Here is an 11,002-nt window from a genome sequence, read left to right as displayed (position 1 = left end):
GCGCAGCGCCTCGGCATCGACGTCCCGCCCGACCCGCAACCGGCGTCCTCCGGCCAATTCGATCTCGATCAGGCCGGCACCGGATGGGAGTGACGGGGTGAAGGGGAGAACCGGCGTGGTGTCCGCCACCTCCACCGGCGCAAAGAGGGGCGGCGGCTTGGCTGGGGTGAGCATCTGGCGGCGCCAGCGGAACAGCAGGCTGGGATCGACCCCGCGCCGGCGTGCGACCAGCGACACGCTCACGCCCGGCTCGCAGGTTTCCGCCACCAGTTGCTCTTTCGCCGTCTGCGACCAGCGCCGGCGACGGGGAGCCGCCTCGACGATCTCCATCACCAGCGGAGCGCTCGCCGTCATAGGGACAGCACCAGGACTATCCCTATGACCGGGAGCGCTCATCTCCTCCACCGCGGCAAAGCGGCGCGACCACCGCCCCAAGGCCCACCGTCCGATCCCATGGGCCTCGGCATAGCCCTTCAACGTCAGCCCGCTGTCCTTCCAGGCCTCGACATGACCGCGCCAATAACTCTCCAACTCCCGACCCGACATGCTCTTTCTCCGCTGATGTGCGACCAGCGGATTATTTCATGAACCAGATTCAGGTCGGATGTGTCGTCACGCAACGCTTACCCTCGGCCGACAATCCGTTCGCCGTCCCCGTGGCTGTGCTCATGGGCCTACCACTCTACTCGAACGCCACCGGGGTCATACCGGTCGCTGAGGCCCTGCTCGCCAAAGCCGTCCCAATCGGCACCGTGATTGCCTTCATGATGAGCGTCGTGGCCATCTCGCCGCCCGAGTTCATCATGCTGCGCAAGGTGCTCAAGCTCCAGATGCTGGCCTTCTTCGGCAGCTTCCTGACCATCGCCTTTGTGCTGGTCGGCTATCTGCTCAACATCCTCTTCACCTGAACCACGAACGTCCGGATGCTCCGGACAAGGAGCTTCGGAAAAGGAGGACATCATGAAGATCGTCAAGGTGCTCGGCTCCGGCTGCAAGAACTGCGTCACCACCGCCAAGCTGATCGAGGAGAAGGCCGCCGCTCTGGGCGTCGCGGTCCAGGTGGAAAAGGTCACCGACATTGCCGCAATCATGGGCTACGGCGTGATGAGCACGCCGGGCGTGGTCGTCGACGAGAAAGTCGTCCATGCGGGCGGCATCCCCAAGCCGGAGGCGATCGCGAAATGGCTGGCGGCGTGATGCCGGAAAGCGCGATCCGCCGGGCGCGCGGGCTGACCGCCGAACTGAACCGCAGTTGCCGCTGCGTTACGCTGGATCGCGCAGCCCTGATGCGGGTCCTGGAGGCGGAGGCGGGCGAGCCAGGTCTGTGGGAGTCGCTGGCCACCTCGCACGCGCACCTGTTCTCCGCCGCGCCGATGTTCGTCGCGGCAGCGGATGTGGAGCGCATGCGGGCAGTGGTCCGCGCCATTGAGGCGGCGGCGCGGCTGCCCGGCTACGTGGAGGCGGCACTCGCCCGAGCGCCGGAGATCGCCCGCTTCAATCCGGGCCCGACAGGCGTCTTCATGGGCTACGACTTCCACCTCGAGGCCGACGGCCCGAAGCTGATCGAAGTGAACACCAACGCCGGAGGCGCCTTCCTCAACGCACTCCTGGCGCGCGCGCAGTGGGCCTGCTGCGGTGAAACGGCGCCTGGGAACGCCGTGCCGTCGCCCGGCGGCTTCGACGATGCGGTCTGGCGCATGTTCGAAGCGGAGTGGCGGCGCCAGCGGGGCACCGGCGCCCCGGCGAGCGTTGCCATCGTCGACGACGAGCCGCGAAGCCAGTTCCTGTACCCGGAGTTCCTGCTGGCGCGCCGCCTCTTCGAGGCTCATGGCGTGGCGGCGGTGATCGCCGACCCGCGCAGCCTGTCCCATGCGGGCGGACGGCTGCTGGCCGATGGGCGGCCGATCGATTTGGTCTACAACCGTCTCGTCGATTTCGCCTTTGAGCGGCCGGAGCACGCCGCCATACGCGCCGCCTATCTGGCTGGCGCGGTCGTCGTCACACCAAACCCCCATCTGCACGCGCTGTTGGCCGATAAGCGGAACCTGCTGGCCTTGTCCGATCCGGCGCGGCTCGCGTCGTGGGGCCTGAATCCCGCCTCGGCGGCGCTGCTCGCGGATGCGGTCCCGACGACGGTCGAGGTCACGCCCGATAACGCAGACGACCTTTGGCAGCGACGCCGTGAACTGTTCTTCAAACCGGCCGGGGGCTATGGAAGCAAGGCCGCCTATCGGGGCGACAAGCTGACCAAGGGCGTCTGGGCGCGGATCGCGGCGGGCGGCTACGTCGCGCAGCGTTTTGCGCCGCCGGGCGAGCGCGCGAACGCGGCCGATGCCGCCGCGCCGCTCAAGGCTGACGTTCGGCTCTACAGCTACGAGGGCGAGGTGCTGCTCGCGGCGGCACGCTTGTATCAGGGCCAGACCACCAACTTCCGCACGCCGGGCGGCGGGTTCGCGCCGGTGTTCGCGGTCGCGTGAGCCGCCGACGCCCATCGGGGTGACGGAAGACGCTCGCGCCCGGCGCGGCAAAAGTGGATGTCCTGGCGATTCCGAGATGCCTTGATCCGTCTCAAGACGTTGCGCGCGCCACCAGGCGCAGGCTGAGGCGACACGGACCTACCAGAAAGCGGCGCTCGGCATTTTCGAAGGGGGCGACCATGCACATCGATCTGGACGCACTGGAAGCCAAGGCCAGAGCCGCAAAGGCGGTCTGGCCGGGGCCATGGCGCGTCGTGTCGAGTCGTCCGGGGAGCTTGGCCGACGGCGTGATGAGCGGCGTCGGACGTTCCAGGTGCGGCGTGCCGAAGGCGGTCGCGGAACATATGGCGGCGAGTGGCCCGGACACCGTGCTCATGCTCATCCACACGATCAAGGAGTGGCGCTAGACACCCGGCGGCCTGCCTTCGGCAGGTCGACAAACGGGGGGCGAGCCCTCTCGGTTCGGCCCCAGAATCCCCCAGGGAAGGAGGAACACCATGGCGCATCGAAACGTGGTCATCTGCAACGCCGTCCGCACGGCGATCGGCACGTTCGGCGGCACCCTCAAGGCGACACCGGCGCCCGAGCTCGGCGCGGCCGCCATCGGGGCGGTCTTGGCCCGCTCGGGCCTGAAGGGCAGCGACATCGACACGGTGGTCATGGGAAACGTCATCCAGGCCGGGGTCCGGATGAATCCGGCCCGGCAGGCGGCGATCCACGGGGGCTTGCCCGTCGAGGTGCCCGCGATGACCGTCAACCGCGTGTGCGGCTCCGGCGCCCAGGCCATTGCCTCGGCGGCCCAGGAGGTCATGCTGGGGTTCGTCGACAGCGCCCTCGCTGGAGGCATGGAGAACATGGATCTGGCGCCGTACCTTGCGCTTGGCGGTCGCTGGGGCTACCGGATGGGCGATGGCAAGCTCGTCGACGCCATGCTCTACGACGGGCTGAACGACGCCTTCTCCGGCCAGCACTCCGGCTGGCACACTGAGGATCTCGTGAAGAAGATGGAGATCAGCCGCGCCGACCAGGACCGGTGGGCGGAGCGGTCGCAACAGCGCTTCGCGAAGGCGCAGGCTGCGGGGCTGTTCGACGCCGAGATCCTGCCCGTCGAAATACCCGGCCGCAAGGGGCCAACCGTGTTCGGCAAGGACGAGCACAACCGCCCGGAAACCACGCTGGAATCATTGGCCAAGCTGAAGCCCGCCTTTCGTCCGGATGGAACGATCACCGCGGGCAGCGCACCGGGCCTGAACAGTGGTGCCGCGGCGATGATCGTCGCCGACGCAGTCTGGGCTGAGACTCACGGGTTGCAACCGATGGCCCGGCTGGTCTCCTATGGTGTCGGTGCGGTCGAGCCCGGCATGTTCGGCCTTGGCCCCGTTCCGGCCGTGCGCCAGGCACTCGAGCGCGCCGGATGGACAGTCGGCGACATCGAGCGCATCGAGATCAACGAGGCGTTCGCCGCCATCACCCTGGCCGTGTTGCGTGACCTCGGTCTTCCCGAGGATGTCGTGAACGTCGAAGGCGGCGCCATCGCGCACGGACACCCGATCGGCGCGTCCGGCGCCGTGCTGACAACCCGCCTGCTGCACTCGATGCGCCGCGACGGTCTTCGGCGGGGTGTCGTGACTCTGTGCATCGGCGGCGGCCAGGGCATCGCGTTGGCCCTCGAGAGCATGGGCTGATCGCCAGCAATGACGTTGGGATGACCCAAGGAGGAACGCTATGACCAACGAAAAGCCATCAACTCCACTCCACAGCTTGGATCGCGAAAGCAAGCCGATGAATCCGGGCGACGCTGCACCGGAGGGGACACCGGGTACTGGCGAGGACGTTTGCCCGAAGTGTCACGGGAGCGGTCAGATCGACAGCAAGCCGTGCATCAATTGCGGTGGGACCGGTTTCATCATTGAGGCCATTGGCGGCGCCTGACCGGGTCCGGGTATTGTGGATGGGGCAGCCGCTGTGCTGCTGGCGACGGCTGTCCCATTGTCACATCGTCGGTGGGGCCGGGAGACCGATCGGCGGATTGGTTTGCCATGGTCGAGGCGCAGCGAGCGTTACAAAAGATCTTACAACTCGCCATGCGCCCACTTGCTAAATATTTATCTATTTTTTGAAGAACAGCATGGTCGCCGATTCTATTGGTGAAGGTTTGCTCTGGATCAATGAGCGCGCTTCTGACCTTCCCTACACTTTCAGCAAACAGAATAAGAATCGCACAGCCTGGGGAGGTTTCGCCACATGTTCCAGGTGCGCATACACGGTCGTGGTGGACAGGGCGCGGTGACGGCCGCCGAGATGCTCTCGGTCGCCGCCTTCAAGGAAGGTCGGCACGCCCAGGCCTTTCCCAGCTTCGGGTCGGAGCGGATGGGCGCTCCCGTTGTCTCCTTCTGCCGGATCGCCGACACGGAAATCCGCACTCGTGAGCCGGTCTCCGCGCCCGACGCGCTGATCGTGCTGGACCCCACGCTCTTCCATTCGGTGGACGTCTTTCAGGGACTGCCGGAGACGGGCTACGTGCTGATCAACTCCTCACGCACCTTCGAGGAGTTGCACATCGCCGATTTTATGAAGCGCTTTCCATTCGGCCACACGCACTGCGTTCCGGCGACCGAGTTGGCCCGCCAGCATGTCGGCCGCCCGGTGCCCAACGCCGCCCTCCTGGGCGGCTTCGCCGCCATCACCGGTCAGATCCGCATCGAGTCTGTGCTGGCCGCCATCCGCGAGACTTTCCCCGGCGCCATCGGGGAAGCGAACGCCAAGGCGGCCGTCGCCGCCTACGAACACTGCCTCGCCTGATCCGCGGGAGGACTTGCCATGCTGAAGCAAATCGAAGGCAGTCGGGCGATGGCGAACGCTATCGCCCTCTGTCGTCCCGAGGTCATCTGCGCCTACCCCATCACGCCGCAGACCCACATCGTCGAAGGACTGGCGGAACTGGTGCGCGACGGGTGCCTGACCAACTGCGAGTACCTGAACGTCGAGTCCGAATTCGCCGCGCTGTCGGTAGCCATCGGCGCCTCCGCGGCGCGCGCGCGCGCCTACACCGCCACCTCCAGCCAGGGCCTGCTGTTCATGATGGAGGCGGTCTACAACGCCTCCGGCCTTGGCCTGCCCATCGTCATGACGCTGGGCAACCGGGCGATCGGTGCACCGATCAACATCTGGAACGACCATTCCGACGCCATGGCGGTGCGCGACGCCGGTTGGATCATGCTCTTCGCCGAGACCAACCAGGAGGCCGTAGACCTGCACATCCAGGCGTTCAAGCTGGCTGAGGAACTGTCCTGCCCGGTGATGGTCAACGTCGACGGCTTCATCCTGACCCACGCGGTCGAGCGCGTCGACATGCCGACGCAGGAGCAGGTGGACGCCTTCCTGCCGCCCTTCGAGCCGGTGCAGGTGATCGACCCCGCCGCCCCCATTTCCATTGGGGCTATGGTCGGGCCGGACGCCTTCATGGAGGTGCGCTACCTCGCCCACCACAAGCAGATGCGGGCCCTCGACCGGATCCCCGCTCTGGCGGCTGAGTTCCAGGCGGTCTTCGGGCGCGAGTCCGGCGGGCTCGTGCGCCCCTACCGCACCAAGGACGCCGAGACGATCGTCGTCGCCATGGGCTCGGTGATCGGCACGATCAAGGACATGGTGGACGCGATGCGCGCCGATGGCCACAAAGTGGGCGCGCTCTCGATCTGCTCCTTCCGCCCCTTCCCGCTGGAGGAGGTGCGCGCGGCCCTCTACGACGCTCGCCGCGTCGTGGTGCTGGAGAAGGCGTTGGCGGTGGGCATGGGCGGCATTCTCGCCTCGCACGTCCGCATGGCGCTGCGCGGGCACGGCACGCGCGTCTACACACTCATCGCCGGTCTGGGCGGGCGGCCCATTACCCAGGCGTCGCTCACCCGCTTCGTGGACATGGTAGAGGGCGAACCGCACACCGACGTGCACTTCCTCGACCTCAAGCATGACGTGATCGAGGCCGAACTGGCCCGTGCCGCCGAGACGCGCCGCGCCGGTCCCATCGCCGAGAACGTGCTGCGCCGGGTCACCCCCGGCGGTGTGCTGTAAGGGAGGACACGATGACCCAGACCGTCAAGTTCTACCAGACCGGCACGCTGACCGTTGGCAACCGCCTGCTGGACGAGACCAGACGCACCGTCCAATCCTCTATCGACCGCTCCAACGCGCTGACCAGCGGCCACCGCGCCTGCCAGGGCTGCGGCGAGGCGCTGGGCGCGCGCTACGCCATCGACGCGGCGATGCGCGCCACCCAGGGCAACATTGTTTGCGTCAACGCGACTGGCTGCCTGGAGGTGTTCACCACGCCCTACCCGGAATCCTCCTGGCAGGTGCCGTGGCTCCACTCCCTGTTCGGCAACGCCGCCGCAGTGGCCGCCGGGGTGGCCGCGGCGATGCGCGTCAAAGGCAAGCCCAACGTCCGTGTGGTGGCCCAAGGCGGCGACGGCGGCACCACCGACATAGGCTTCGGCTGCCTGTCCGGCATGTTCGAGCGCAACGACGACGTGCTGTATATCTGCTACGATAATGAAGGTTACATGAACACGGGCGTGCAGCGATCCTCCGCGACGCCCCCGGCGGCGCGCACCGCCACCACACCCGCGGTGGGCGAGGCGCCGGGCAACGTCTTTGGCACCGGCAAGAGCGTGCCGCGGATCGCCATGGCGCACGACATCCCCTACGTCGCCACCGCTTCGGTCGCCGATCTCCACGACCTCGAGGCCAAGGTGACCAAGGCCATGGGCATCCGCGGCGCGCGCTACATCCACATCATGGTCCCGTGTCCGCTCGGTTGGGGCTCGGCGAGCCATGACACCGTCAAGCTGGCGCGGCTGGCTGTGGAATGCGGACTGTTCCCGCTGTTCGAGGCGGAGCACGGCGAGGTCACCGCCTCGCGGCCCATCCGGCGCAAGGTGCCGGTGACGGACTACCTGAAGCCGCAAAAGCGGTTCGCCCATCTCTTCAACCCCGACAACCCGCACGGCGGCGAGGCGATCGCCCGGCTCCAGGCGATGGCCGAGGCCAACTGCCGCCGCTTCAACCTGCTTCGAGCCGAGGAGGCCGTGTGATGCAGAAACGCCCCTTCGCCATCACGCTCGACGTCGGTTCCTCGCTCGTCAACCGCACCGGGTCCTGGCGCACGCTGAAGCCGGTCTACGCCGACCACCTGCCACCCTGCAACGCCCAGTGCCCGGCCGGGGAGAACATCCAGGGCTGGCTCTTCCACGCCGAAAGCGGCGACTACCGTGCCGCCTGGGAAAAGTTGGTCGAGGAGAACCCGCTGCCCGCCATCATGGGGCGCACCTGCTATCACACCTGCGAGAACGCCTGCAACCGCGCCCGGCTTGACCAGCCGATCAGCATCCACGCGGTCGAGCGCTTCCTTGGCGATCTCGCCATCCGCGAGGGGTGGCGGGCGCCGGTCGGCGCGGCCCGGTCCGGCAAGAGGGTGCTGGTGATCGGCGCGGGCCCGTCGGGCCTGTCCGCCGCCTATCACCTCACGCGCCTGGGCCACAGCGTGGATCTGGTGGATGCCGGTCCCAAGCCCGGCGGCATGATGCGCTTCGGCATCCCGAAGTACCGTCTCCCGCGCGAGGTGCTGGATGCCGAGGTGCAGCGCATCCTCGACATGGGCGTGACGCTGACGCTCAACACCAAGATCGATAACATTCCCGAGACGATGGCGGAGCGCGGCTACGAAGCCTGCTTCGCCGCCATCGGTGCGCATCTGGCCAAGCGCGTGGACATCCCCGCCGTCTCAGCCGGGCGCATCCTGGACGCCGTCTCGGTCCTGCGCTCGATGGAGACAGCCGACGAGCCCCCGAAGCTGGGCCGCCGCGTGGTGGTCTACGGTGGCGGCAACACCGCCATCGACGTGGCTCGCACCGCCAAGCGCCTGGGGGCCGAAGAGGCGCTGGTCGTCTACCGCCGCACGCGCGATATGATGCCCGCCCACGCCTTCGAGGTCGAGGAGGCGCTGGAGGAAGGCGTCGTCATGCGCTGGCTCTCCACCATCAGGACCATGGATGAGGGCACGCTGACCGTCGAGAAGATGGTGCTCGGCCCCGATGGCTGGCCCCAGCCGACCGGCGAGTTCGAGACCATCGAGGGTGACACGCTGATTCTCGCCCTGGGGCAGGACGTCGACACGTCGGTCATCACGAACGTCCCTGGGGTTTCCGTCAACAAGGACCACACCATCGCCGTCGGCCCCGACCTCCAGACCGGCTTCCCCGGCCTGTTCTGCGGCGGCGACATGGTGCCCGCCGAGCGCACGGTGACGGTGGCCGTCGGGCATGGCAAGAAGGCCGCCCGCCACATCGACGCTTACCTGCGCGGCACCCGGTACGAACCTGCGCCGAAGCACTCCCTCGCGACCTTCGAGCGTCTGAACACCTGGTACTACACGGACGCGCCACGCACCGTGCAGCCGGTGCTCAACGACCTGCGCCGCCGCACCACCTTCGACGAAGTTACAGGTGGCCTCGACGAAAGCAACGCACTGTTCGAGGCCCGTCGATGCCTCAGCTGCGGCAACTGCTTCGAATGCGACAACTGCTTCGGCGTGTGTCCCGACAACGCCGTGGTGAAGCTCGGCTCCGGCAACCGATTCCGTTTCAACTACGACTTCTGCAAGGGCTGTGGCCTGTGCGCCGCCGAATGCCCCTGTGGCGCGATCGACATGGTCGAGGAGGTGAGGTGATGTGGTGGACGGCCCTTTTCCCGAATGCCGGTGAAAAGCGTTGGATGTCGAAGACACCACCTCATGGGAGCCAGCGATGGGCGTGACGACGATCGGTCTGGATCTGGCGAAAAATGTTTTCCAGGTTCATGGCATCGACGGAGACGGGGAGGTTCTGGTCCGTCGGCAGTTGCGACGGGGCGAAGTGCTGAAGTTCTTCCAAGGCCTGCCGGCATGCCTGGTGGGGATGGAAGCGTGTGGAACGGCGCACCACTGGGCGCGGGAAATCGCGGCGCTGGGCCATACGGTGAAGCTGATGCCGCCTGCCTACGTCAAACCCTATGTGAAGCGGGGGAAAACCGATGCCGCCGATGCCGAGGCGATCTGCGAGGCGGTGACCCGACCGACGATGCGCTTCGTGGCCGTCAAGACCGTCGATCAGCAGGCTGCCTTGATGCTGCACAAGACCCGTGACCTGCTGGTTCGGCAGCGGACGATGCTGATCAACGCCTTGCGCGGTCACCTCGCGGAATTCGGCATCATCGCGGCCAAAGGCCCAAGCGGGACGAAAGCCGCCATCGAGGCGCTGCACGAGGCGCAGGATCGTCTGCCGGAACTGGCGCGACGGGCGCTGCACGGCCTCGTCGATCAGCTCCGCCTGCTCGGCGAGGAAATCGACCGGTTGGAGGCGCGCATTCTGGAGTGGCATCGCGCCAGCGACGTCAGCCGCCGTTTGGCGACGATCCCCGGCATCGGGCCGATCACCGCCAGCGCGATCGCCGCGGCGGTGCCGGACGGCTCACTATTCCGGTCCGGCCGGCAGTTCGCCGCATGGCTCGGCCTGACGCCGAAGGCGCACAGCAGCGGCGGCAAAGAGCGCCAGGTCGGCATCAGCAAGCAGGGCGACGGCTACCTCCGCCGCCTGCTGGTCGTTGGCGCCACGGCGGTCATGCGGTTGGCGCGCCAAGACAACGCGGCTCGATGCTGGGCGGCGAAGCTGCTGGAGCGCAAGCCCGCCAAACTCGCCGCCGTCGCCCTGGCCAACAAAACCGCGCGCATCGCCTGGGCGGTGCTGACGCGCGGCGGGACCTACACGACGCCCACTGCCGCATAGACGACGTTCGGCTCGGCAGCAAACCAAGGCGCTGCCGAGGCAGATGGCGTAAGGGTGGTGAGACGTGATGACGAACCGGTCAGACCGGGGATCGACCAAACCCACGGGGACCAAGCGCCCGGGAGCGCGCTGAGGAGCGCGCTGAGGTGATTTGGGCGTTGATCCGCGGACTTCATCAAGGCCAGCGGCCAGAGGTCGCGACAACAGGCCGGACACATGGATGCACCCGACCAACCGTCAACACGAATTCTCCTCTTGCGCCGAGAGGGCCGTCCACACATGGTCCCCGTTCCCCGGACAGTTGGATAAGCTTGGTTCGCCCATCAGGAAGGACGGACCCGATGACGGGGAAACGGAATCGGTATTCGGCGGAGTTCAAGGCGAAGGTGGCGCTGGAGGCGATCCGGGGCGAGCTGACGGTGTCGCAACTCGTGGCCAAGCACGGAGTGCACCAGACGCTGATCAACGCCTGGAAGAAGCAGGCCATCGAGGGGATGGCCGGGGTGTTCTCCGGCAAGGCGGAGGCGGCCGAGGCCTCGCATCAGGGTGAGGTGGAGAAGCTGCATGCCATGATCGGCCAACTGGTCGTGGAACGCGATTTTATGCGCAAGGCCTCCGGTCGATGAGCGTCGGCCGGAGGCGGGAGCTGATCGAGCCGGAGCATCCGCGGTTGTCGATCACCCGGCAGTGCAAGCTGGTTTCCATCAGCCG

At 67.2% G+C, this 11,002-nt stretch carries 12 protein-coding genes and 2 pseudogenes; 12 read left to right on the top strand and 2 right to left on the bottom strand.

Annotation, left to right across the window (positions count from 1 at the left end; all coding sequences use genetic code 11):
• A partial coding sequence (gene tnpA, locus JJL56_RS32045; RefSeq protein ID WP_200487825.1) for an IS66-like element accessory protein TnpA occupies positions 1 to 354 on the bottom strand: 354 nt, incomplete at its 3' end.
• Positions 355 to 399: 45 nt separating this feature from the next.
• Positions 400 to 546, bottom strand: a pseudogene (tnpA, locus tag JJL56_RS34170) (IS66 family insertion sequence element accessory protein TnpA); the annotation flags it as partial.
• A 38-nt stretch (positions 547 to 584) separates the two neighbouring features.
• Here tnpA (JJL56_RS34170) and JJL56_RS32040 point away from each other — a divergent pair.
• From JJL56_RS32040 to JJL56_RS31985, 12 genes and pseudogenes are all read left to right on the top strand, one after another.
• Positions 585 to 908 carry a permease gene (locus JJL56_RS32040; protein ID WP_200487824.1) on the top strand — a complete coding sequence of 108 codons (324 nt, stop codon included), beginning with the start codon at positions 585 to 587 and terminating at the stop codon, positions 906 to 908.
• Positions 909 to 960: 52 nt separating this feature from the next.
• Complete coding sequence (locus tag JJL56_RS32035) at positions 961 to 1,197, top strand: thioredoxin family protein (protein ID WP_200487823.1); 237 nt, start codon at positions 961 to 963, stop codon at positions 1,195 to 1,197.
• Entirely contained in the window at positions 1,182 to 2,477 is a 1,296-nt protein-coding gene (locus tag JJL56_RS32030) for a hypothetical protein (RefSeq protein ID WP_200487822.1), read from the top strand. The genes JJL56_RS32035 and JJL56_RS32030 overlap by 16 nt, the downstream gene beginning before the upstream one ends.
• Before the next feature lie 179 nt (positions 2,478 to 2,656).
• Positions 2,657 to 2,884 carry a hypothetical protein gene (locus tag JJL56_RS32025; protein WP_200487821.1) on the top strand — a complete coding sequence of 76 codons (228 nt, stop codon included), beginning with the start codon at positions 2,657 to 2,659 and terminating at the stop codon, positions 2,882 to 2,884.
• A gap of 90 nt (positions 2,885 to 2,974) precedes the next feature.
• Positions 2,975 to 4,162, top strand: coding sequence for a thiolase family protein (locus JJL56_RS32020; protein WP_200487820.1), 1,188 nt, complete (start codon positions 2,975 to 2,977; stop codon positions 4,160 to 4,162).
• Positions 4,163 to 4,202: 40 nt separating this feature from the next.
• A complete protein-coding gene (locus JJL56_RS32015; protein WP_200487819.1) occupies positions 4,203 to 4,409 on the top strand; it encodes a hypothetical protein in 207 nt (68 codons plus the stop codon).
• 312 nt (positions 4,410 to 4,721) lie between these two features.
• Positions 4,722 to 5,279 carry a 2-oxoacid:acceptor oxidoreductase family protein gene (locus JJL56_RS32010; protein WP_200487818.1) on the top strand — a complete coding sequence of 186 codons (558 nt, stop codon included), beginning with the start codon at positions 4,722 to 4,724 and terminating at the stop codon, positions 5,277 to 5,279.
• Between the two features lie 18 nt (positions 5,280 to 5,297).
• Positions 5,298 to 6,545, top strand: coding sequence for a hypothetical protein (locus JJL56_RS32005; RefSeq protein ID WP_200487817.1), 1,248 nt, complete (start codon positions 5,298 to 5,300; stop codon positions 6,543 to 6,545).
• A gap of 11 nt (positions 6,546 to 6,556) precedes the next feature.
• The gene (locus JJL56_RS32000; protein WP_200487816.1) at positions 6,557 to 7,564 is read left to right on the top strand and encodes a thiamine pyrophosphate-dependent enzyme; all 1,008 of its coding nucleotides are present in this window, start codon (positions 6,557 to 6,559) and stop codon (positions 7,562 to 7,564) included.
• Positions 7,564 to 9,198: an NAD(P)-binding protein gene (locus tag JJL56_RS31995; protein WP_200487815.1), complete on the top strand. Its 1,635-nt coding sequence runs from the start codon at positions 7,564 to 7,566 to the stop codon at positions 9,196 to 9,198. Before JJL56_RS32000 ends, JJL56_RS31995 begins: the two co-directional genes overlap by 1 nt.
• Before the next feature lie 76 nt (positions 9,199 to 9,274).
• On the top strand, positions 9,275 to 10,291 hold the full coding sequence (locus JJL56_RS31990) for an IS110 family RNA-guided transposase (protein ID WP_200487814.1): 1,017 nt from the start codon (positions 9,275 to 9,277) through the stop codon (positions 10,289 to 10,291).
• 341 nt (positions 10,292 to 10,632) lie between these two features.
• Positions 10,633 to 11,002, top strand: a pseudogene (locus JJL56_RS31985) (transposase); the annotation flags it as partial.

The organism is Azospirillum aestuarii (assembly GCF_016632405.1).
Lineage (GTDB): Bacteria > Pseudomonadota > Alphaproteobacteria > Azospirillales > Azospirillaceae > Azospirillum > Azospirillum aestuarii.
The sequence above is the reverse complement of the archived record's forward strand: the minus strand, read 5'-3'. Positions and strand labels throughout refer to the sequence as shown.